Source organism: Streptomyces sp. LZ34 (genome assembly GCF_053890475.1).
This window is the reverse complement of the sequence record NZ_CM132680.1, coordinates 10,632,479-10,657,945: the sequence shown is the minus strand read 5'-3', so window position 1 is coordinate 10,657,945 and position 25,467 is coordinate 10,632,479. Positions and strand designations below refer to the sequence as shown.

Genomic DNA, 25,467 nt, shown 5'->3' with positions numbered 1-25,467 from the left:
CATTCACCTGTTCTCGGCCCCCGTCCAGAACGACTTCAGGGCGTAGTCCTTCACGACGACGAGGGCGTTGCCGGCCAGGTCGGTCAGGGTGATGTCGAAGCGGTCGATCGCGGTCCGGCCGGACCCCGGGTCGCCGGTGCGGCGCAGGTGCGCGACGCACTCCTCGGGCAGCGGCCCGCGGATGTCGACGCCCGCGATGGAGAACGGCAGGAACAGCCGGTGGTGGCCGGCTGCGCCGTCCGGGTCTCCCATGAGGGCGACGACGGCCTGGAAGGCGCCGTTGACCAGCGCGGGGTGCAAAACGTCCGCGCCGTCCCGGTCGGCCGAGGGCGGCAACGCGAGGTGGACCACCGCCTCGCCGTCCCGGAACAGCACCTCCTCGATCACCTGGAACTCCGGCCCGTTGTCCAGGCCGACGGCGGCCATGGCCGCGTAGCCGACGGCACCGGAGAGTTTGCGGTCGCAGTCGGCGATGATGCCGGAGAGGTCCAGCGGCCGCGCCCCGCCGGACGGCTCCGCCGGCCCGGCCGCCAGGTCGATCCAGGCCTCCATGCAGACGCGCGCGTCTCCCGGCCCTTCGTCGAGGCCGACGTGGACCCGGACGGAATCCCCTTCCGGAAAGAGCCGCACCGTCACCTCGACCGGTTCCTCGCCCACCTCGACGGGGTGCCGCCACAGCACGTCCCGGACGGACCACACGTCCTGCTCCAGGCTGAGCGCCCCGGCCAGGCGCGCCATCTCCAGGGACACGGACCCGGGCAGCACCTTCTCGCCGCCGACGCGATGGCCGTCGAGGAAGGGCTCGCGGCCGGTGAACGTCGCGGTGAAGCGCTGCTCGAAGAGGGAGGAGCGGTTCTGGTGCAGCAGCGGGTGGATGCGCGGTGCGGTCGGCGCGGTCCCCGGGGACGTCAGGGGTGTCGCCGCGTCCCGGGAGGGCATCCAGTGCCGTTGGCGGGCGAACGGGTAGGCCGGAAGGCTGACACGGATCCGGGTCCCGGGCGGGGCGAGGGCCTCCCAGTCCAGGTCCTGGCCGCCCACCCACAGGTCGAGCAGGCCGCCGTACTCCCCCGCCGCGTACCGGGCGCGGACCTCTTGGGCCGCGCGCCCGCGCGGTGGCGGAACGGGCGTCGGGACATGGCCCCGGTACCGCATCTGACGCCCGGCCAGGAAGTCGGCCAAGCCGGTTTCGAGGCCGTCCTGCGAGTCGACGACGAAACCGAGCCGTTCCTCGAACGCGTCGCGGCCCACTTGGAGCGTGTAGGCGACGTCGGCCAGCTCCGCGGCGGTGAGGCGGCGTCCCCGCAGCCCGTCCAGCAGGCGTTCGGCGACGCCGCGCAGCTGCTCCTCACGCCGTGCCGAGAGCATGACCGGGACCGGCCCACCCGCGCCGACGGCGTTCGGCCGCGCGGGTCCCCGGTATTCGGCGATCACCACGTGGGCGTTGGTGCCGCCCGCGCCGAAGCCGGAGATCCCGGCGACGCGCGGCCGCCCCGGCGGCGCCTCCCACGGGGTCACCTCCTGGGGCACGGTGAACGGGGTGGCCGCGAAGTCGATCTCCGGGTTCGGCTCCGCCGAGTGCAGCGACGGTGCGATCTCCCGGTGCCGCAGTTGCAGCAGCACCTTGCTGACCCCGGCGATCCCGGCGGCGCTCTCGCAGTGGCCAATGTTCGACTTGGCCGAGCCGAGGTAGCAGCGCCGTGCCCGAGCCGCGTCGGTCCCGAACACCTTGGTCAGCGCGGAGACCTCGATCGGGTCGCCCAGCCGGGTGCCGGTGCCGTGGGCCTCCACATAGGAGACGTCGCGGGGATCGACACCCGCCCGCTCCAGGGCGCGCCGGATCACCGCCGTCTGGGCGTGCGGGTTGGGGACGGTGTAGCCGTTGGTCTTCCCGTCGTGGCTGACCGCGGTGCCCTTGATGACGCCGTAGATGTGGTCGCCGTCCGCCTCCGCCCGGGCCAGGGGCTTCAGCAGTACGGCGCCCACGCCCTCGCCGGGGACGTAGCCGTCGCCGCCGCTGCCGAACGACTCGCACCGGCCGCGGGTCGACGCGAAGTGGTTCTTGCCCAGCATCAGGAACTTGCTGGGGTGCAGGGAGAGGTTGACTCCACCGGCGATCGCCGCCTCGCACTCCCCGGCTCGCAGGCTCTGGGCGGCCAGGTGGATGGCGACCAGGGACGAGGAGCACATGGTGTCCACGGCCAGGCTCGGCCCGTGGAGGCCGTAGTGGTACGAGACGCGGTTCGCGATGGAGGCCGCGCTGCCGTTCAGGGTGATCATCTCGCCCCGCAACTGCCGCTGGGCCGCGTACAGCTGGTACTCCTCGTACATCACGCCCACATACACCCCGACGTCCCGGCCAGCCAGCGAGCGCCGGCTGTAGCCGGCGTCCTCCAGGGTGTGGTGGACGCATTCCAGGAAGATCCGCTCCTGGGGGTCCATGACCTCGGCCTCGCCGGGCGAGATGTTGAAGAACAGCGAGTCGAAGCAGACCGCGTCCTCGATGAACCCGCCCCACCGGGCATAGGTCCGGTCCTGCCGGCCCGGCTCGGGGCTGTGGTAGAGGGCGTGGTCCCACCGGTCGTCGGGGATCTCCGTGACACAGTCCCGGCCCCGGCGCAGGTTCGCCCAGAACGCCGCCATGTCCTCGGCCTGCGGATAGCGCCCGGCCAGGCCGACGATGGCGATGTCGAGGCTGCCGGTGGCCTCGGGTACGGCGGGGGTACCGGAGGCGCCAGAGGCACCGCCGCGGGTCCACAGCGGGGACCAGCCGGCGGGCGGCAGTGCGGGGTCGCTTTCGGGCATCGCCGGGGCGGCCTGGGCCGGGGCCGCCGTGCGCGGCCCCACCAGCTCCGCGACCTGCTGCGGATGGCTCCGGCACAGCGCGCGGGCCAACTCCATCACGGTCTGGTTCTCGAAGAAGATCGTCTTCGGCAGAGGCCCGAAGCTCCGCTCCAGCTGCTGGGTGAGGTTGATGATGACGACCGAGTCGATGCCGTAGTTCTCCAGCGGGACATGGGCGTCCACGCGCCCGGCGTCAAGCCTGATCTCCTCGGCGATGACGTCTTTCAGGACGGCGGCCAGCAGCTCGGCCCGGTCCGTCGGCTCCTGCTCACGCTCACTCTCGTCCGGTCGGCTCGCCACGGCTCGCTCCGGCGCGCGGACCGGGGTGTTGCCGGTCTGCGCCCGCAGGTAGGCGCGCAGTTTGGCGGGGTCGCCGACGAGTGGCAGGACCTGGCTCTCCCCGCTGGCCACGCAGGCCGCGAGCGCGCCCAGGCCGGTGGCCCGGTCCAGCACGGCCAGCCCCGCGGTGTCGGCCGCCGCCCGCGTCCGCTCCGCGCTCAGCCCCATCCCGCCGTCCTGCCACAGCTGCCAGTTGACGGACAGCGTCCGCCCGTGGCGCTCGCCTCGGGCCACCAGCTCCTCGCGGTGGGCGGCGTAGTGGTCCATGAAGGCGTTCCCGGCCGCGTAGTCGGCCTGGCCGACGTTGCCCAGGGCACCGGCCACGGAGGAGAAGAGCAGGAAGAACTCCAGTGGCAGGTGGGCGGTGGCCTCGTCGAGGGCGACCAGCCCGGCCGACTTGGGCGCCAGCACCGCCCGGGCGTCCTCCGCCGTCTTCCCCGTGAGCATGCGGTCCCGCGTGACCCCGGCACAGTGCAGGATTCCGTCCGGCCCGCTGTGCTCGGACCCGATCCGCGCGATCAGCTCGCGGCAGGCCATGGCGTCCGTGACATCGGCCTGCGCGTACTCGGCCACCGCGCCCAGAGCTCGCAGCCGTTCCAGGGCCTCGGCAGTGCGCGCGCCCGGCGCGGACCGGCCGGTGAGGACCAGCCGCGGACGCCGGACGCTTTGGGCGATCTCGTCGGCCATCAGCAGGCCGAGGCCGCCGGCCCCGCCGGTGACGAGGTAGACCCCGCCGTCGCGCCACAGCGGGCCGCCGCCGTCCGCGGGCGCGGGCAGTTCCGCCCACTCCCGGACCTCGCGTCGGCCGCCCGCGGCGTAGCGGACCACCTGGTCGGCCGGCCACGCGCGTTCGGCGCGCAGCCGCTCGGCCAGCACGGCCGGCCGCGGCCCGTCCTGGCACCGGACGAGCTGGGCACACACCGCCGGGTGCTCGCCGCGGAGCGTCCGGAGGAAGCCGACCAGCCCGTCCGAAGCGGGATCGCTCGCCACGACCTGGACCAGGAGGCGCTGCCCGCGACTCTCCTGGAGAAGCTGCCGCGTCTGCCGCAGCAGGTCCACGGCGAGGACCTGGTACCGGTCCTGGGGCCGCGCCGCGTCCGAGGAGACCGCCCGGCAGTCGGCCCCGGGCAGCAGTCGGGCCAGCTCGGCGAGCAGCCCCTCAGCGGGGTCGCAGACCAGCACGACCCACCGGTCGAGGTGCGCCGCACCCTCCGAGCCCGCCCCCGGCGCCCGCTCCCGCCAGCGGGGGGCGAACAGCAGGCGTTCCGGCACGCCTCCGTCATCCGCGGCCGCGTCTTCCTCGGCCGCGTCGTAGCTGTAGGTCTTGAACGCCACCTGGTCCAGGCGGACCGCGACCCGGCCGGAGTCGTCGCACAGCGTGATGTCGATCTTCTTCAGCCGGTCCCCTCCGGTGACGGTGCGGGCGGGGCGCAAATGAGCCCACATCACCGGCGCCATCGCGCCCGTTACCTCCACTCCCCGGACGGCGAAAGGCAGCTCGGCCGAGGCCCCCGCGGCTTCGGGCAGCGCGGCGGGGTCCTCCGGCAGGGCCAGGGCAAGCGTCGCCTGCAACGCCGCGTCGAGCAGCGAGGGATGCAGCGTGTAGCGGTCGGCGTCGGCGGAGACGGCCGCCGGCAGGCGCAGCGCCACCAACGCTTCGTCCGATCCCCGGTACACGGTCTCGACGGCCTGGTGGGCCGGCCCGTAGTCGATGCCCATGCGGGCGAACGCCTCGTAGCACCAGGAGCCCTCGACCCGGGGGCGAGTGCAGCGCGCCCGCACCGCGGCCAGGTCCAGCGTCGCGGCCGGCGGCGCGGCCGCCCCGGTCAGCTGGACGGCGCCCTGGCAGTGCACGTGCTCGGCATGGATCCGGAAGTCGACGACGTCCGCACCGTCCGCCGGGGTCAGCGTGACGTGCACGGTCCGCTCGTCCTCGTCGACGGTGAACGGGCGCGTCCACACCACGTCGCGTACCAGCAGGCCCTCGCCCCGCGCCCGCTCGGGCAGCGCGGCTCGCACCGCGGCCAGGGCCATTTCCAGACAGGCCACGGCGGGCAGCAGCTTCTTGCCGCCCACCCGGTGGTCGTCGAGAAAGAACTCCCGCCCGGTGAAGGTGGCGCTGAAGCGCAGCCCTTCGAGGGTCGAGCTGTTGCGGTGCAGGAGCGGGTGGAGCCGGTCGGCGCCCGTGACGGCGGCCGAGCGGGTCTCCGCCGGGCCGGTGACCCAGCACCGCTCCTGTGCGAACGGGTAACCGGGCAGCGGCACCCGCCGGGGAGGCCGGTCCCCGTACAGCAGCGGCCAGTCCATGGCGATGCCCTCGACCCACAGCTCGGCGGTCTTGTCCAGTCGCCGCTCCCGCAGCAGGCGGGACGTCATGTCGGAGTCCTCGATCAGCCCGACCAGCAGCTTCGACTGCTGCTTCGCGCCGCGGCCGTCCCCTGTGAAGAACCGCGCGGAGTCCGTGTCCCCTGCCAAGTACGCCTCCAGCAGGGACGTCAGCTCGCCGAGGCCGTCCGCTACGACCGCCAGTCGCCGCTCCATGGCCTCCCGGCCGACCTGGAGGGTGTAGGCGACGGACGCGAGATCCGCGTCGTCGTACGCGTTCCGGGCCGCGGCGAGGTTGCGGGCCACCAGCTCCCGCAGCCGGTCCTCGTCCCGGGCGGAGAAGACGAACAGCTGTGGTCCGGCGCCCGCCGGCCGGGGCCGCGGTGCGGGCTGGGCCCGCTCCTCGACGGACTCCTCGACGAACTCCTCGACGACGAGGTGGGCGTTGGCCCCGCCCGCGCCGAACGAGCTGATCCCCGCTCGCCGCGGGTGGCCTCCCGGCGAAACCCAGGGGGCCGGCTCCCGCTGGACCACGAATGGGCTGTGCGCGAAGTCGATGTACGGGTTGAGGGTGGTCGAGTGCAGGGACGGCACCAGCTGCCGGTGCTTCAGCTGGAGAACGACCTTCGTCAGGGCCGCGATGCCGGCCGCCGACTCCAGATGGCCGATGTTGGACTTCACCGAGCCGATCGCGCAGAACCCGGTGTCCGGTGTGTGTGCGCGGAAGGCGTTGGTGAGCGCGGTCACCTCGATCGGGTCGCCGAGGGTGGTGCCCGTGCCGTGGGCCTCGATGTAGGAGATGGTCCGCGCGTCGACCCCTGCGTCCGCGAGACCGGCCCGGATCAGCTCGGCCTGGGCGTTCGGATTGGGCACCGTGAAGCCGCTGGTCTTGCCGCCGGCGTTGATCGCGCTGCCCTTGATGACCGCGTGGATGTGGTCCCCGTCCGCGAGCGCGCGGTCCAAGGACTTCAGCACAACCGCGCCCACGCCCTCGCCTGGCACATACCCGTCGCCGCCCTCCCCGAAGCTGCGGCACCGGCCGTCGGTCGAGGCGAAGTTGCCCTGGCTGAGCAGGATCAGCTTGTTGGGGTGGATGGTCAGGTTGACCCCGCCCGCGATGACCACGTCGCTCTCGCCCCTGCGGATGCTCTCGCAGCCCAGGTGGATGGTGGTCGTCGATGAGGAGCACATCGTGTCGACGGCCATACTCGGTCCGCGTAGATTCATGAAGTACGACACGCGGTTGGCGATCGACGCGAACGAGGACGGCACCGGCACCGGCTCACCTCGGATCTCCCCCTGAAACAGCTCGTACATCCCGTACATGACGCCCACGTAGACCCCGACGGTCTGGTCGGCCAGGCCGACGCGGGTGTAGCCGGCGTCCTCGACCGCGTGCCAGGCCGTCTGGAGGAAGAGGCGGGCCTGGGGGTCGAGGAAGTCGGCCTCACTCGGGGAGATGCTGAAGAAGAGGGGGTCGAACCGGTCGACGCCGCGAAGGAAGCCGCCCCACTTGGCGTAGGCCTTGCCGGGGGTCCTGCCCCCGGGGGCGAAGTGCCGGGTGTGGTCCCAGCGGTCCTCGGGGACCTCGCGGATGGCGTCCGTCCCCGCGGCCAGGTTGTCCCAGAACTGCGGTAAGTCGTCGGCGTCGGGGTAGCGGCCGCTGATGCCGATGATGGCGATGTCGTGGGTGGCGGGGGCGGCCGGAGTGGGGCGAGGGGCTTCCTTCCCCGGGCCTGCCCCTTCCCGGAAACGAGGAGCCGCGCTCTCCGGGCTGCTTGTGCTCTCTGTGCCGCTCTCTGTGCCCCTCTCCGCGCTCTTCACAGGGGAGGCGGGGCCCTCCTGATTCTCCTCCGAGATCCTGAAGAGGCGCCGGAGGTCCTCCGCGCGGTTGGCCACGAAGTAGGCGGCGAGTTCGTCGATGTTCGCGTACTCGAAGAACAGGGTCTTGGGAAGCTCCCCGAAGTCCTCCTCCATCCGCCGGGTCAGGCTCATCATGATGATCGAGTCAATGCCGAAGAGCTCGAAGTCGTCCGTGGGGTCGATCTTGTCCGCGTCGCTCTTCGTGCGTTCGCTGATGATCCGCGTGAGGTACGCGCCCATCTGCTCCTTCAGGCCCGCGCTCGACGCGGACTCGCCCGACCGGTACTCGTTCCGCACGGACTCGCTCGGCGCGGACCCGCTTGGCGTGGCCGGGGCCTTTGCCGGCGCCGGACGCTCGATGCCGAAGGTGCGGCGGATCGCCGCCGCGTCTCCGCCGGCGTACACGACGTGCGGCTCCGGCAGCCGCAGGGCGCGTTCCAGGGCCCGGCAGCCCTCCTCCGCCGCGAGCGGCGCGATGCCGAGCTGCTCCCGGAGCCGACGGGCGGCGTCCGGCTGAATCGTCATGCCGCCGTCGGTCCAGAACGGCCAGCCGATGGACAGGGTCCGGCCCGAGCGCCGGCCGTCCCGCCGCTGCCGCTCGCGCGCCCCGGCGAAGGCATCCTGGTAGGCGTTGGCGAAGCAGTAGTCGCTCTGGCCCACGTTGCCGAGTACCGCGGACATCGACGAGAAGAGCACGAAGACGTCCAGCGGCTCGTCGCGCAGCGCCTCGTCGAGATGGCGCGTGCCCGCGACCTTGGGGCCCAGTACGGCGGCCATGTCCTCGGCGGACTTGTTGCGGATCAGCGCGTCCCGCAACGTGCCCGCGGAGTGGATCACACCGTCGATCCGCCCGAAGCGCTCCTTCGCCCGCGCGACGAGCGCGTCGACGTCCCGGCGACGGGAGACGTCCGCCCGGACATACAGAGTCTCCCGGCCTGGGAGCGGGGTGCCGTTCGGCTCGCGGCGTCCGGCCAGGACGAGGCGCGCCTCGTACTCACGGCTGAGGTACCGCGCGAAGACCAGGCCGAGGCCCCCCAGACCGCCGGTGATCAGGTACACCCCGCCCTTGCGGAAGGGCGGTTCGCCGACCGCGCTCGCGGCGGCCTCCGCTGTCCGCAGCTCCCGGCGGGTCCCACCGTCCCACCAGATGTCCGGTGCCTCGGCCGGGTCGGCGGCGAACTCCCGGCGGAGGAGGCCGGCGACATCGGATCCGGCCGTGACACCCACCGTCCGGGCGGTGACGAACCGGTCTTCTTTCGCCAGGCACCGCAGGTAGCCGCCCATGGCGCGGTGCTCGGGGCGGGGCTCTTGATCCGTCACCGGGTAGACGTACAGCAGGTCCACCGGCCACCGGGGTCCGCCGACCGCCAGGGCGTGGGCCAGGGCGTGCACAGCGTGAGGGCCGTCGCCCGGCTCCGCGCCCACCAGGACGATCCGGTCCGGGAGCCGGTCACGGCGCCGCAGCTCGTCCAGCAGGAGGGCGTAGTCGTCCGGCTCGGCCGGCCGGAGGGTGAACCGGGTCCCGGTCTCGTCGACGGTGAAGCCCGTACCCGCGCCGACCTGGATGTCGGCGGCGATGTCGGCGGCGATGTCGGCGTCTGGTTCCTCGTCGGCGAACAGCACCAGGGTGCGGGCCCGGCCGGCGTCGTCGCCGTGGTGCCGGGCCGGAACCTCGTCCCAGCGCTGAGTGAGGAAGACGGGTTCCGCCCGCTCCGGCCGGCCCATCGGCCTGACCGTGAACCCTGCGATCTCGGCGGCCACAGTGCCGTGCGCATCCGTGATCGTGACGTCGAACGACCGGCTGCCGGGGGCGTCGGCCCCCGCCGGGCGGATGTGGGCGTATGCCGGGGAGGGGAGGGGCGCGAAGCAGCGGATGCTGTCCACCGCGAAGGGCAGGTGGACTCGCCCCTCCGAGCCCAGCAAGGGCCGGATGGCCTGCCAGGCGCCGTCGAGCAGGGCCGGATGCAGGACGAACCCGCTCCGTTCCGAGTCCAGTCGCAGAGTGGCGAGGGCCTCGGTGGGGCTGTACGACAGGTCGCGGAGGGTCTGGAACGCGGGGCCGTACCGTACTCCGGAGTCCTGGTGGGAGGGCGTGTCGGGGTAGAGCACCGCGTGGTCGAGGCGGGCTTCGCAGCGGTCGCGGATGGCCGCGATGTCCAGGGACGGCGGCCGGGTGGCCGGCCCGAAGCCCAGCTTGCCCTCGGCGCACGCCGTTCCGTTCCCGTCCCGGACCTCGAAGCCGGCCGTGAAGTCAGCGTCGGAATCGGCGTCGGAATCGGCCGCCGGGAAGAGGGCGATCTCGACGGTCGGGTCCGTGACCGGCCGAGACCAGACGACCTCGCTGATCCGGGTGACCGGCTGGTGGGCGGACAGCTCGCCCGCCGCGCGCGCCATTTCCACCACGGCGGCACCGGGCAGCACCGGGTGGCCGCCGACGCGGTGGTCGGCGAGGAAGAACTCCCGACCGGTGAAGGCCGAGCGGAAGCGCTGGCGCGTGAAGTCCGAGACGTTCTCGTGCACCAACGGGTGGAGCGCGGCCCCGCCGCTGCCCATCGGCTCCTCGGCGCCCTCGGTGGTGTCGTCGGTGACCGGTTGCGGATACCAGTGGCGCTTCTTCTCGAACGGGTACGTCGGCAGTGGTATCCGGCGCGGCGACAGGGCCTCCCACTCCCGCGACCAGTCCACGGACGCGCCCTCGGCCCACCCACCGTCCGCCGACCGCCCCGTGGCGCGCCCGCGCCGCACATCCGGGCCGATCTCGCCGAGCCGGGCGAAACGGTCCAGGGCGTCGATGAGCCGCTCCCGGTCCCGCGCGGTGATGGCCAGGCGTTCCCGCATCGCCTCCCTGCCGGTCTGCAAGGTGTAGGCCACATCGTCCAGGTCCGCTTCCGGGTGCGCGGTGAGGTGGGCGGCCAGCCGCCCCGCGTACTCCCGCAGCCGCGGTTCCGCCTTGGCCGACAGTACAAAGGTGCGCTCCCGGTCACCGCCGCTTCGGGGCCTGGGGCGCCGCGCGGCGACCGGGACGTACTCGTCCACGACGACGTGCGCGTTCGTGCCGCTGAAGCCGAAGGAACTCAGGCAGGCCCGCCGGGGCGCACCCGGCGAGGGCTGCCACTCCCGAGACTCGGTGCTCAGCAGAAAAGGCGAACTCTCGAAGTCGAAGTGCTCATTGGGTGAGCGGACGTGGAGCGTCGGCACGAGCCTGCGGTGCCGCAGGGACAGCAGGATCTTGTGCAGCCCGGCGACGCCGGCCGCCGCGGACATATGGCCGATGTTGGACTTCACCGAGCCCATCGCGCAGAAATTCCGCCGGTCCGTCCAGTTTCGGAACGCGGTGGCCAGCGCCTCCAGCTCGATCGGGTCGCCCAACTTGGTCCCAGTGCCGTGGAGCTCGGCGTAGCCGATCGTCTCCGGGTCGATGCCATGACGTTCGTAGACCGCCCGGACCAGCTCGATCTGGCTGCCGAGGTTGGGCGCGGTGATGCCGTTGGTCCTGCCGTCCTGGTTGATCCCGCTCGCGGTGATCACGCCGTGGATCTGGTCTCCGTCGCGCTCCGCGTCGGCCAGGCGCTTGAGGACCACGGCCCCCGCGCCCTCGCCCGGCACGAAGCCGTCGGCACCGTTGTCGAAGGACTTGCACCGGCCGTCCGGAGACAGCATGCCGGCCGCGCACATGTGCATGTACGACTCCGGGCTCAGATACAGGGAAACGCCGCCGGCGAGCGCCATGTCGACCTCCCCGCGCTGCAGGGCCTGCACGCCGAGATGCACGCTGACCAGCGAGGAGGAACAGGCCGTGTCAACCGTCAGGGCGGGGCCCTTCAGATTGAGGTAGTACGCGAGCCGCCCGGCGGCGATGGCGTTGCTGACGCTGGTCACGCTGGGGAGGTCATCGCCCTGCCGCCGCTCGAGCGTTCGGTGGCAGAGAGTGTAGTAATCGCTGCTCGTCAAGCCCAAGTAGACGCCGCAGTTGCTGCCGTCCAGGCGCTGCCGTGGGTACCCGGCGTCCTCGAAGGCGCGGTAGGCCTCCTCCAGGCAGATGCGGTGCTGGGGGTCCATCATCTCCGCCTCGGAGGGGGAGATCTCGAAGAAGAAGGAGTCGAAGCAGTCGATGTCGTCGAGCAGGCCCATCCACTGGCAGTAGATGGAGCGCTCCTTGCCGACCGTCGGGTCGTAGTACTTTTCCATCGGCCAGCGCGAGGGCGGGATCTGACGGACGGCGTCACGTCCCTCGTCCAGCAGCCGCCAGTACTGCTCCAGGTCCTCGGCGGAGGCGTACCGGCCCGACATGCCCACGATCGCGATCGGGGAGGGCTGGACGTTCCCCTCTTTCTTCTCCGGGGCAGGTGCCTTCTTCCGGGCAGGTGTCTTCTCCGCGACGGGTGCGGGGGCGGGGGTGGCGACGGGCGCGGGAGCGGGGGAAGCGACGGCCTCGCCCCGCAGCAGCCTGCGGGCCTCTTCCGGGGTCAGCCGCTTCTCGCGCAGCGCGGCCAGGATCTCCTGGCGGTTCATCGGTCATGCCTCCTTCGCCTGTGCGGACAGGCGGGCCTCGGCCTGCCAGACATCGATCTCGCCCTCGTAGACCTTGGCGAGCACCTCGTCGAGGTCGGCGTCATCGGCCGGCGGGGGAAGCTCACCGGCGAGGAATTCCGCGAACTCATAGACATTCGGATACTGATAAATCTTCGTCGTACCGACCGACGTACCGAACTCCTGATTCACCGCACGAACCCACTCCACACCCACAACCGAATCCAAACCCAACTCCGTAAAGCTGCGCCCGGCATCGATGTCCTCCACCTCGACGAACAACTCCCGAGCCAGACTCTCCCGCAACGCACCCACCAGTCCCTCCGCCACACGGGCAGGCGCCGCTGCCGCCACGGGCCCGGGCTCCGATTCCTTCGCGGGCCCGGTCAGGGGAAGTTCACCGGCGAGGAATTCCGCGAACTCATAGACATTCGGATACTGATAGATCTTCGTCGCACTGACCGACGTACCGAACTCCTGATTCACCGCACGAACCCACTCCACACCCACAACCGAATCCAAACCCAACTCCGTAAAGCTGCGCCCGGCATCGATGTCCTCCACCTCGACGAACAACTCCCGAGCCAGACTCTCCCGCAACGCACCCACCAGCTCCTTCGCGGCACCGGCGGCGGGCGAGGGCTCGGAAACGGACGCCGGCCCAGGCGCTGACTCGGGCGTCGGCTCGGGAAGCGGCTGGAGGGTGATCCGCCGCGGTGCCGTGCCCGAGGACGAGTCCTTACGGGCCATGTCGGCGGCCATCTCGGCCACCGGGCGCAGGCCCACCACGCCGCCCTGTCCCTGGGCCACCGCTCGCCCGGTCGGGACCGGTTGCGCGATGGGGACCGGCGCGATGGACACCGGCTGCTCCACCGGCCGTTCGACGGCGGCAGGCTCCGGCGGCGTCGCCGGTGACACGGCGGACGCCGCCGCCATCCGGGCCCGGTGGCCGCCGACCCAGCAATCCCGTGCCGCGAAGGGTTGGGTGGGCAGGCTGATGTGGATGGGCGCCTGGTCGAAGAGGTCCTGGAGGCGGGGGTCGTAGCCCTGGCAGTAGAAGTCGGCCAGCGCGAGGAGCAGTTCCTGGTGACGGCCGACGTCCTGGCCGCTGCCCGCCGCCTCGTCGATCATCTCTTGCACAACCTTGTCCACGGCGGCGTTGGGGGTGAAGTCGCGGGTGACGGTGGCGCGGTAGACCTTGCGGGGCTTCTCCCCCTGCGCGGCTTGGCGTAGCAGACGCACCGCGTCTTCCCGATCCCGCACGACCAGGGCGCAGCGATGGGTGAGGTGGTGTCGGCCGGTCATGAGGGTGTGGCTGGTAGAGGCCAGGTGGCCGGGTCCGGCGTCGGTGTGGGTGTCGAGGTGGTCGGCCAGCGCGGTCAGGGCCTGGGTCAGGGCCTGGTCGGTCTTGGCGGACACCGGCAGCAGATACGCCGGGGCGGGGGCCTGAGGCTCGACGATCTCCTGGTCTTCCCGGGCCGTGCCGTGGGCTTCGAGGACGACATGGGCGTTGGTGCCGCTGAACCCAAACGCGCTCACCCCGCCACGACGCGGTCCGCCGTCCGGCCCCTGTGGCCACGGACGCGGCTCACGGTTGACGAAGAACGGGCTGTCCTCCCAGCGGATGTAGTCGCTCAGCTCCTCGCAGTTGATGCTCGGCGGGATCAGCTCCTGCTTCATCGCCAACGCCAACGCCATCACACTCACCAGCCCCGAAGCCGCCTGAGTGTGCCCGATGTTCGGCTTGACCGAGGTCAGTGCGCAAAAGCCCGTGTGCTCGGTGGCGTCCCCGAACGCCTCCACCAACGCGTTGATCTCGATCGGATCCCCAAGCCGGGTGCCCGTGCCATGCGCCACCACATACTCCACCGACTCCGGCGACACCCCCGCCCGCTCATACACCTCCTTCAGCAACCGAACCTGCGCCACCCCACTCGGCGCGGTGATCCCGTTCGTCTTCCCGTCATAATTGATCCCGCTGCCCAGCACCGTGGCGTAAACACGGTGCCCATCCAGCTCCGCCCCACGCTGCTTCTTCAGCACCAGCACCGCCACGGCCTCACCCGGCACCATGCCATCCGCCCGCCGGTCGAACGCCCGACACACCCCGCCCTCGGACAACATCCCGGCCCGCGCCAAAGCGTCATAACTACCCGGATGCGAGAGAACATTGGCACCGGCGACGATCGCGGTGTCACAGTCGCCGTAGCGCAGACTCAAACACGCCTCGTGCAACGCCACCAGCCCCGACGAACACGACGTATTGATCGCCATACTCGGCCCGGACAGATTCAGGAAGTAGGCCAGCCGTGACGCGAGAATCGAGTTGGCGTTGGATGTGACGCTGCCCTCCTCGCCGGTGAGGAAGACATAGTCCCCCTCCTCGACGCCGACGAAGACACCGACCTTCTCCCGGCTCAGCTGCTCCGGCCCGTATCCGGCGTCCTCCAGCGCCCGCCACATCTCCTGGAGCAGCAGCCGCTGCCGCGGATCCATGACCTCCGCCTCACGCGGAGAGATCTCAAAGAACAACGGATCGAACTCCGCCACCCCCGGAATCGCCCCGATCCGCCGCCCCGAACCCCACTCCGGACGCCGATCGACCGGCGCCTCTCCGACCACACACCGCCCCTCCGCCAGAATCCCCCACAACTCCCCCACGGTCCGCGCCCCCGGGAACCGACCACTCATCCCCACGATCCCCACCGGCTCCGGACCGGCCTCCGTACTCCGATCCACGGCCCGCCGGGACACGGCCCGACGACGCGCCACCGCCCTGGCCGCCGACCGCTTCACAGCACCAACACCGCCTTCGCGGTAGAACGCCTCCAGCGTCTCGGCGTGCGCCTCCAGCAGATGGCCGCCCAGGCCGGCCAGCGTCGGATAGCTGAAGAACACATCCGGCGTCAGCTCGATGCGCAACCGCTCCGCAAGCACCCCTGCGAACTCCACCAGGCTGATGGAGTCGAAGCCGTAGTCCTGAAGATTCGCGGCCTCGTCGAGCTTGTCCACCGGCAGCTTCAACAGCTGGGAGACCGAATCCTTCAGCTCCCACTCCAGGCACTCCGCCACCGACCAGCCGGCCATCTCCGACCGCCGCCCCGGACCCGCGGCCACCTCGGCGACCTGCGTCGGCTCGGGGGCCCCATCAACCTCGTCGACCTCATCGAGCACGACCTCGGACCGGGAGAGTTCCCGCCAGGTGAGGCTCGCCTCCGAGGGCCAGTAGAGCTCCCTGGCGAAGGGGTGGGTGGGCAGGCCGACGCGGATGGGCGGCTGGTCGAAGAGTCCCTCGACGCTGAGGTCGTAGCCCTGGCAGTAGAAGTCGGCGAGCGCCAGAAGCAGATCCTGGTAGCGGCTGTGGTCCTGCCGGCTGCGCGGCGCCTCGGCGATGAGGTCGCCGACCAGGCTGTTGGGAGTGAAGTCGCGGGTGACGGTGGCGCGGTAGACCTTGCGGGGCTTCTCCCCCTGCGCGGCCTGCCGCAGCAGACGCACGGCGTCCTCACGATCCCGCACGACCAGGGCACAGCGGTGGGTGAGGTGGTGTCGGCCGGTCATGAGGGTGTGGCTGGTGGAGGCCAGGTAACCGGGTCCGGCGTCGGTCTGGGTGTCGAGGTGGTCGGCCAGTACGGTCAGGGCCTGGGTCAGGGCCTGGTCGGTCTTGGCGGACACCGGCAGCAGATACGCCGGGGCCGCGGGCTGAGCCTCGACCGCCTCGCGGTCCTCCCGGGCCGTGCCGTGGGCTTCGAGGACGACATGGGCGTTGGTGCCGCTGAACCCAAACGCGCTCACCCCGCCACGACGCGGTCCGCCGTCCGGCCGCTCCGGCCACGGACGCGGCTCACGGTTGACGAAGAACGGACTGTCCTCCCAGCGGATGTAGTCGCTCAGCTCCTCGCAGTTGATGCTCGGCGGGATCAGCTCCTGCTTCATCGCCAACGCCAACGCCATCACACTCACCAGCCCCGAAGCCGCCTGAGTGTGCCCGATGTTCGGCTTGATCGACGTCAGCGCACAGAACCCGGTCCGCTCCGCATCCTCCCCGAACGCCTCCACCAACGCGTTGATCTCAATCGGATCCCCAAGCCGGGTTCCGGTGCCATGCGCCACCACATACTCCACCGACTCCGGCGACACCCCCGCCCGCTCATACACCTCCCTCAGCAACCGAACCTGCGCCACCCCACTCGGCGCCGTGATCCCGTTCGTCTTCCCGTCATAATTGATCCCGCTGCCCAGCACCGTGGCGTAAACACGGTGCCCGTCCAGCTCCGCCCCACGCTGCTTCTTCAGCACCAGCACCGCCACGGCCTCACCCGGCACCATGCCATCCGCCCGCCGGTCGAACGCCCGACACACCCCGCCCTCGGACAACATCCCGGCCCGCGCCAAAGCGTCATAACTACCCGGATGCGAGAGAACATTCGCGCCGGCGACGATCGCGGTGTCACAGTCGCCGTAGCGCAGACTCAAACACGCCTCGTGCAACGCCACCAGCCCCGACGAACACGACGTATTGATCGCCATACTCGGCCCGGACAGATTCAGGAAATACGCCAACCGCGACGCCAGAATGGCGTTGCTGTTGGACGTGACACCACCCTCCTCGCCGACGAGGCCGCCGAAATCACCCTCCTCGACACCGACGAAGACACCAACCTTCTCCCGGCTCAGCTGCTCCGGCCCATATCCCGCGTCCTCCAACGCCCGCCACATCTCCTGCAACAACAACCGCTGCCGCGGATCCATGACCTCCGCCTCACGCGGAGAGATCTCAAAGAACAACGGATCGAACTCCGCCACCCCCGGCACCGCCCCCATCCACCGCCCCGAACCCCACACCGCACCCCGCTCACCCGACACCTCACCGACCACACACCGCCCCTCCGCCAAAATCCCCCACAACTCCCCCACCGACCGCGCCCCCGGAAACCGACCACTCATCCCCACGATCCCCACCGGCTCCGGACCGGCCTCCACACCGCGCATCACACCTCGAGCCAGGACCCGCCCGGACACCGCCCGACGACGCGCCACCACCCCGGCCGAGGACCGCTTCACAGCGCCCGCACCGGTGCCCTCACTCCCGCCTTCGCGGTAGAACGCCTCCAGCGTCTCGGCGTGCGCCTCCAGCAAGTGGCCGACCAGACCCGCCACCGTCGGATAGCTGAAGAACACATCCGGGGTCAGCTCGACGCCCAGCCGCTCGGCAAGCACCCCGGCGAACTCCACCAGGCTGATGGAGTCGAAGCCGTAGTCCTGGAGGTTGACTCCGTCCTCGATCCTGTCCAGGGGCAGCTTCAGGATCTGGCCGATGACGTCCTTCAGCTCCCACTCCAGGCACTCCGCCACCGACCAGCCGGCCATCTCCGACCGCCGCCCCGGACCCGCGGCCACCTCGGCGGCGTGCACCGCCCCGGCCGTCTCATCCGGCACGTCGGTGCCGTACGCCAGGCCGCGCACACGCAGCAGCACGGTGCCGTCGGCGGCGCACACGGCGATATCCAGGTCCGCCGCGCGTCGGTCGACCACCGCCCAGGCCGGGGCCTGTTCCGGCGAGGTGACCGGGGTGAAGAGGACCTCGCGCGCCGCGCGCACGCCCTCCCCCGCCGGGAGGCAGGCTTCCAGCGCGCGCACGAGCGCCATCACCGGGTGGCCTGTCCCGGCGGGAGCCAAGGCGGTCAGCTCGATCACCCGATCGGCCACCGTGTCCCGGTCGATCCGCTCGGCGGCGTCCGCCGTGGCCGGGAGGACGGTTGCGACGCCCTCGCCGGCCACCGGCTCCTCGTCGGGCCCGCCCCGCTGATCGGCGTACACCGTCCACTCCACGTTTCCGCCCGAGGCGGGGAGCAGCGACACATGGACGGTCAGCCCGTCCGCACCCCGCGCCGGGGTGCCGTGCCAGGCGACACCGGTCAGCCGCACCGGGTGCATGCTCTCCTCGGCACCAGGGGTGGCCAGCAGGACCGCCGCGCGCGCCATCTCCAGCTGGGCGGCCGGCGTCGGCGCGTCCGGCAGCCGCGAGCTGAAGCGCTGGCAGGTCAGGTCCGAAGTGTTCTCGTGCACCAGCGGGTGCAGGCGGGCGACGCGGCCGCCTGCCCGGCCTGGCTGCCGGTCGCCGCCCGTGAGCCAGTAGGACTCCTCGGCGAAGGGATAGACGGGCAGACTGATCCGTCCCGGTGTGCCGCCCTCCCCCTCGTACAGTCGGCCCCAGGCGACGTCCACGCCCTTGACCCACGACCTGATGAGGGTCTCCAGCTGCCCGTGGGCGCCGTCGGCCTCGGCGCCCTCGCCGCCGCCGTTCGGTCCGGCCTGGCCGGCGACGACGTTCGCGGTCTCGCCCGAGCCGTCCAGGTAGGCGGCCAGCTTCCGGGACGCCTCAGCCAGGTCCTGGGCCAGGAAGCCGAGCCGGTGGGGCATCGCCTCGCGCCCGACCTGGAGCGTGTAGCCGATCGACGGCAGGTCGGCGTCCTCGTAGCGCCCGCTGTGCACCGCAGCCAGCAGGCGTTCGGCCGAGGCGCGCAGCCGCTCCTCGGTCTTGGCGGACAGGAGGACGGCCGCCGGGCCGGTGTGCCCGGCCGCGCGCCCGCCTGCCGCGGCGGCGGACTGCCGGTACTCCTCGATGACGAGGTGGGCGTTGGAGCCGCCGGCGCCGAAGGAGGACAGTCCGGCGATGCGGGGGTACTCCCGCAGCTGTCCGTCGACCTCGACGACCGGCCGGCCCCATTCGGCGGCGGTCTGCTGCACCGCGAACGGTCTGTCATCGAAGTCGATGAAAGGGTTGAGGACGTCGGAGTGGAGGGACGGCACGAGCATGCCGTGCCGCATCTGCAGAAGGATCTTGGTGAGCCCGACGATGCCGGCCGCGGCCTCGGCGTGGCCGATGTTCGACTTCACCGAGCCGATGGCGCAGGCTCCCCGCTCCTCCACGCCGTCGAACGCCTGGCCCAGGCCCCGGATCTCGATCGGGTCGCCGAGTTTGGTACCCGTGCCGTGGGCCTCCACGTAGCTGACCGCCCGCGGGTCGACCCCGGCCTGGCGCAGCGCCGCGCCGATGACGATGCCCTGGGCGTTGGGGTTGGGGACGGTGTAGCCGTTGGTCCGGCCGCCGTGGTTGAGGGCGGTGCCCTTGATCACGCCGTAGATGTGGTCGCCGTCGCGCACCGCCCGGTCCAGCGGCTTCAGCAGGACCGCGCCGACGCCCTCGGCCGGGACGTAGCCGTCGCCCTCGTCGCCGAAGGACTCGCAGCGACCGTTGCTGGACGCGAACTTGTTCTGTGACAGATGCAGGAACTTGTTCGGGTGCAGGGTGAGGTTGACCCCGCCCGCGAGCGCCACGTCGCTCTCGCCACGGCGGATGCTCTCGCATGCCAGGCTGATCGCCGTCAAGGAGGAGGAGCACATGGTGTCGACGGACAGCGAGGGGCCGTGGAAGTCGAGGTGGTACGAGACCCGGTTGGCCATCGACGCGAAGTGGCCGCTGGTGGCGACGGGTGTGCCGGCGGCCTGCCGCTCCAGCCCGAAGAACTGGTAGTCGGAGGTCATGACCCCGACGAACACGCCCGCGCGTGTGGTGGTGCCGTCGCCGCCGTCGAGGTCCTGCGGGGTGTACCCGGCGTCCTGGAGGGCGGCGTAGGAGCACTCCAGAAACAGCCGCTCCTGCGGGTCCATCAGCTCGGCGTCGCGGGGCGAGATGTTGAAGAACAGCGGGTCGAAGCGGTCGACGCCGTCGAGGAAGCCGCCCCACCGGCAGTAGACGCGGTCCTGGTAGTAGGCGCGGTGGTCCCAGCGGTCGGCCGGGATCTCGGTGACGCTGTCGCGGCCGTTGAGCAGGTTGTCCCAGAACGTGTCGAGGTCGGGGGCCTGCGGGTAGCGGCCGGCCAGCCCGATGACGGCGATGTCGGGCGACCCCGTCGCCGCCGCGACCGCGGCCGGGTCGGTGGTCGCGGGCAGGAAGCGGGAGCGGCCCCGGCGGCGCCCGGCGGCCGGCTCGGGGGCGGCCGACTCGATGGCGGGGGCGGCGGGGACGGGGGCGGCGACCGGGGTGGGTACGCCGGCCAGCCGCGCCACCTCGGCGGGGTGGGACTCCAGGAGGTACTGGCTCAGCTCCGCCAGGGTCCGGTACTCGAAGAACAGCGTCTTCGGTAGCGTGCCGAAGTCCTCCTCCAGTGCGTCGGTGAGCAGCATGACGCTGATCGAGTCGATCCCGTACTCGTCCAGCGACGCCTCGGCGTCTATGGCCTCGGCGGGCAGCTTCATCACCCGGGCCACGACGTCCGTCAGGTGGGTGACGACGCGCGAGCTCTCCGGCACGGCGCCGACGGCCGGCTCGGCGGCCGCCGGGGCCGAGGCCGGATGGGCGGCGAGCCGGTCGGTGGCGGCCTGGAGCCGCCGCGCGTCCCGGGCTGTCAGGCACAGCGTCTGCGCGGCGCCGCTTCGCATCGCGCGGTAGAACACCTCGACACCGGCCTCCCGGGGCATGGGCACCAGGCCGCTGCGCGCCTCGAGTTGGGAGACGACCTGGTCGTCCACGCCCATGCCGCCATCCCGCCACAGGGGCCAGTCGATGGCGAGCGTCCGGCCCCGCCGCAGCCCGGCCCGCACCTGGTCGGAGCGGTGGGCCGCGAAGCGGTCCATGAAGGCGTTGCCGAGTGCGTAGTCGGACTGCCCGGGGTTGCCCATGCTGCCGGAGGTGGAGGCGAAGCAGACCAGGAAGTCCAGGTCCAGCTCGGCGGTGGCCTCGTCGAGGACAACCAGGCCGGTGACCTTCGGCGCCAGCACCTGGCGCAGGTCGTCGAGCGGCTTGCGGATGAGGTAGTCGTCGCGAAGGACGCCCGCGCAGTGCAGGATGCCGTGCAATCTGCCGCCGTTCGCGGTGATCTCGGCTACGGCCCCGGTCACCGCGGCGCGGTCGGTGACGTCGAGGCTGCGGTACAACACCCGGGCGCCCATCCCGGCCAGGCGCGCGACGGCCGCGTCGATGCGGGCTTCCCGCGGCGACCGGCCGGTGAGCACGATCGTCGCGGCGGGGGCCCGGCGGGCGATCTCCTCAGCGAAGATCAGTCCGAGCCCGCCCGCGCCGCCGGTGAGCAGGTAGGTGCCGTCCGTACGCCACGGCGGCGCCGGGGTCGTGTCCGCTGCTTCCGCCGGCTCCGACAGTGTCCTCCACTCGGGCACCAGGCGGCGTTCCCCGATGTAGTGGACCTCGGGGGTCACCTCCGGGCCGGACGCCTCGGCGTCGACACGGGCGACGGCCGCCGGGGCGTCGAACGGCGGGTCCATGGCGATGAGCTGCGGGGTGAGCTTGGGGTTCTCCAGCTGAGCGGTCTTCAGCAGCCCGGAGAGCCCGCCGTACACACGGTGCTCGGGGCTGCCGGGAACGACGACCTGGAGCAGCACGTCGTGGGTCGGCCGGGCGGCCAGGATCTCCCGCACCTCGGTGAAGAGCTGCTCGGCGAGGCCGGTGAACCGCTGCGCGGTGTCCTCGCCGACGGCGGTCAGCGCGCTGACGTGGACGCCCGGCCCGGTGCCGAAGGCGTCGGGCGCGGGGGCCGTTCCGGCGTCGCAGAGGATCACATGGCGCTGGGCCCATGTCCGGGGCTCGCCCGTTCCGGCGGCGGCCCGGGGACGTTCGGACCACGCCGCCTCCCACATCCCCGTCACGGGGGCGGCCGACCCCTGATCCTGCATGTCACGGCTGCTCAGGCTGGTGGTGAAGCCCCGGAGCCGGGCGCGGATCCGGCCCGTGTCGTCGCACACGTCGATGTCGTAGCGGCTCACCCACGAGCCGGACGACGGAAGTCTGCGCACCACGGCCCAGGCCGGGGTCCCGGCCGGGGCGAAGATCTCCGCCTCGTCCAGGGCGACCGGCAGCTTGGCCGAGATGCCCTCCACGGCCATGAACCCGGCCGTGGCCTGGAAGGCTCCGTCGAGGAGGCCCGGGTGGAGGACGTAGCCGTCGTCCGCGTCGGGCAGGGCGAGACGGGCGACGACGAGGTCGGCGCCGAGGCCGAGTTCGGTGATGGTGCGATGGGTCGGCCCATAGCGCAGGTCGGCGAGGGCGAAGAGTTCGTAGCACTCCCTGCCGCTGAGGATGCGTGTGCACGTGGCGCGGAGCGACGGCACGTCGATGACGGGGGCGGCGTCCGCCTGGGCCGGCGGGACGAGCACGGCATCACCCTGGCAGTGGATGTCCGCGTCGTCCTCGCCGGAGAAGATCTCGAAGCCGATGTCGCCGTTCGGCTCCGGTATGAGGGCGATCCCGCCCGGGACCGGCTCCTTGTCGACGGACAGGGGCCGCACCCAGCGCACGTTCACCAGCCGCGTCCGGACGGCCTCGGCGTCGGCCCCGCGGGCCGCCTGCTGGACCGCCTCGCGGGCCATCTCCAGGTAGGCGGCGGCGGGGAAGGTCTTCCGGCCGTGCACGACGTGGTCGGTGAGGAAGGGCTCCGCACCGGTGAACAGGGAGCTGTAGCGCTGCTCGCTCAGGCTGGAGGTGTTCTCGTGGACCAGCGGGTGGAGCCGTCTGGCCACCGCCGCCGCAGCGCCGGCCGGGCTCTCCGGCAGCCGGCAGATCTGTCGCGCGAAGGCGTAGGTGGGCAGGCTGACGCGAGTGGGCGGCTGGTCGAAGAGGTCCTGGAGGCGGGGGTCGTAGCCCTGGCAGTACAGATCGGCGAGCGCCAGAAGCAGTTCCTGGTACCGCGTGCCGTCCTGCCGGCTGCGCGGCGCCTCGGCGATGAGGTCGCCGACCAGGCTGTTGGGAGTGAAGTCGCGGGTGACGGTGGCGCGGTAGACCTTGCGGGGCTTCTCCCCCTGCGCGGCCTGCCGCAGCAGACGCACGGCGTCCTCACGATCCCGCACGACCAGGGCACAGCGGTGGGTGAAGTGGTGTCGGCCGGTCATGAGGGTATGGCTGGTGGAGGCCAGGTAACCGGGCCCGGCGTCGGTCTGGGTGTCGAGGTGGTCGGCCAGTACGGTCAGGGCCTGGGTCAGGGCCTGGTCGGTCTTGGCGGACACCGGCAGCAGATACGCCGGGGCCGCGGGCTCAGCCTCGACCGCCTCGCGGTCCTCCCGGGCCGTGCCGTGGGCTTCGAGGACGACATGGGCGTTGGTGCCGCTGAACCCAAACGCGCTCACCCCGCCACGACGCGGCGCGCCGTCCGGCCCCTGTGGCCACGGACGCGGCTCACGGTTGACGAAGAACGGACTGTCCTCCCAGCGGATGTAGTCGCTCAGCTCCTCGCAGTTGATGCTCGGCGGGATCAGCTCCTGCTTCATCGCCAACGCCAACGCCATCACACTCACCAGCCCCGAAGCCGCCTGAGTGTGCCCGATGTTCGGCTTGACCGAGGTCAGTGCGCAAAAGCCCGTGTGCTCGGTGGTGTTCCCGAACGCCTCCACCAACGCGTTGATCTCGATCGGATCCCCAAGCCGGGTGCCCGTGCCATGCGCCACCACATACTCCACCGACTCCGGCGACACCCCCGCCCGCTCATACACCTCCTTCAGCAACCGAACCTGCGCCACCCCACTCGGCGCGGTGATCCCGTTCGTCTTCCCGTCATAATTGATCCCGCTGCCCAGCACCGTGGCGTAAACACGGTGCCCATCCAGCTCCGCCCCACGCTGCTTCTTCAGCACCAGCACCGCCACGGCCTCACCCGGCACCATGCCATCCGCCCGCCGGTCGAACGCCCGACACACCCCGCCCTCGGACAACATCCCGGCCTTGGCCATCCCGTCGTAGCTGCGGGGATCGGCCAGCACGTTCGCACCGGCGACGATCGCGGTGTCACAGTCGCCGTAGCGCAGACTCAAACACGCCTCGTGCAACGCCACCAGCCCCGACGAACACGACGTATTGATCGCCATACTCGGCCCGGACAGATTCAGGAAATACGCCAACCGCGACGCCAGAATGGCGTTGCTGTTGGACGTGACACCACCCTCCTCGCCGACGAGGCCGCCGAAATCGCCCTCCTCGACACCGACGAAGACACCAACCTTCTCCCGGCTCAGCTGCTCCGGCCCATATCCCGCGTCCTCCAACGCCCGCCACATCTCCTGCAACAACAACCGCTGCCGCGGATCCATGACCTCCGCCTCACGCGGAGAGATCTCAAAGAACAACGGATCGAACTCCGCCACCCCCGGCACCGCCCCCATCCACCGCCCCGAACCCCACACCGCACCCCGCTCACCCGACACCTCACCGACCACACACCGCCCCTCCGCCAAAATCCCCCATAACTCCCCCACCGACCGCGCCCCCGGAAACCGACCACTCATCCCCACGATCCCCACCGGCTCCGGACCGGTGGCGCCGGTGTCCACCGCCGCGTCCGAGGTGCTCACCCGCGCCACCCGCCGACGGGCCTCCGGCCGCCCCCGCCCGGCACTCGGCGTGGTGCTCGGCGAAACCGGCCGCGGCGCGACCGGCTGGGTGGCGGAGCGGGCGACCGTCCGGGTGACGGTCGATCCCTCCCGGTAGAACGCCTCCAGCGTCTCGGCCTGTGTCCGCAGCAAATGGCCGCCCAGGCCGGCCAGCGTCGGGTAGCTGAAGAACACGTCCGGGGTCAGGTCGACGCCCAGCCGCTCGGCCAGCACCCCGGCGAACTCCACCAGACTGATGGAGTCGAAGCCGTAGTCCTGGAGATTCGCGGCCTCGTCGAGCTTGTCCACCGGCAGCTTCAGGAGCTGGAAGACGACGTCCTTCAGCTCCCACTCCAGGCACTCCGCCACCGACCAGCCGGCCATCTCCGACCGCCGCCCCGGACCCGCGGGGACCTCCGCCACCGTCTCCACCGTCTGTACGGTGTCCGTTGCCGTGGCCGTCGCGTCGGCCGGGGCGGTCACCGGCTGGTGGCCCTCGGCGGAGATCCGCAGGCCGCGGAAGCGGACCAGACTCGCCCCCTGCTGGTCCACCAGGTCGACGGAGAGCGTCGCCTCCCGCCGCCCCGCCGGGTCGTGGGCGATGTCGACCGCGCCCCACACCGCCTCGTGGCGGGAGGAGTCGGCATACGTCACCTCGTCCGCCGCCAGCAGCCGGACCTCGCGCCCGTCCCACCCGGCGTCCTGTGCCACGGCCGACAGGCCCACGGCGAGCTGCCCGGGGATCACCACGGCGTCGGGGCGCCCGTCGGAGGAGGAGGAGGAGGAGGCCGGCCCGCCGAGGTCGACCAGCAGCGCCCCGGACCGTCGGCCGGACCCGTACGCCTCCACGTCCACGTACTCAGGGACGGCGTCATGCAGTACGGTCACGGTCCCGCTGCTGCCGGCGTCCTCGCCGGCGTCGGCGAACACAGCCCAGTCGTTGGCGCCGCCGTCGGACCCGGCCAGCAGGTCCACATGCACCTGCTGGCCGGGTCCGACGACGACCGGCTTGTGCCACGCCACGTTCGTCAGGCGGACGAGGGGCCCCGCGTCGCCCCAAGCGTCCCCCCGCTCCTCAGCGGCGAGGAGCGCGGCGGCGCGCACCATTTCAAGCTGAGCGGCCTCGGGCAGCACCTTGATACGCGAGGCGTCCATTCCGTCGAACATGTGGATCGATTCCTCCTGCTAAAAGTGCCG

Annotated in this window: 2 protein-coding genes; both read right to left on the bottom strand. The window is 71.6% G+C overall.

What is annotated here, in order from left to right:
- Nucleotides 1-3: 3 nt before the first annotated feature.
- Nucleotides 4-11,880, bottom strand: coding sequence for an SDR family NAD(P)-dependent oxidoreductase (locus tag ACWY4P_RS45710; RefSeq protein WP_456206738.1), 11,877 nt, complete (start codon nucleotides 11,878-11,880; stop codon nucleotides 4-6).
- A 3-nt stretch (nucleotides 11,881-11,883) separates the two neighbouring features.
- Nucleotides 11,884-25,437 carry an SDR family NAD(P)-dependent oxidoreductase gene (locus ACWY4P_RS45705; protein WP_456206737.1) on the bottom strand — a complete coding sequence of 4,518 codons (13,554 nt, stop codon included), beginning with the start codon at nucleotides 25,435-25,437 and terminating at the stop codon, nucleotides 11,884-11,886.
- Nucleotides 25,438-25,467: the final 30 nt, after the last annotated feature.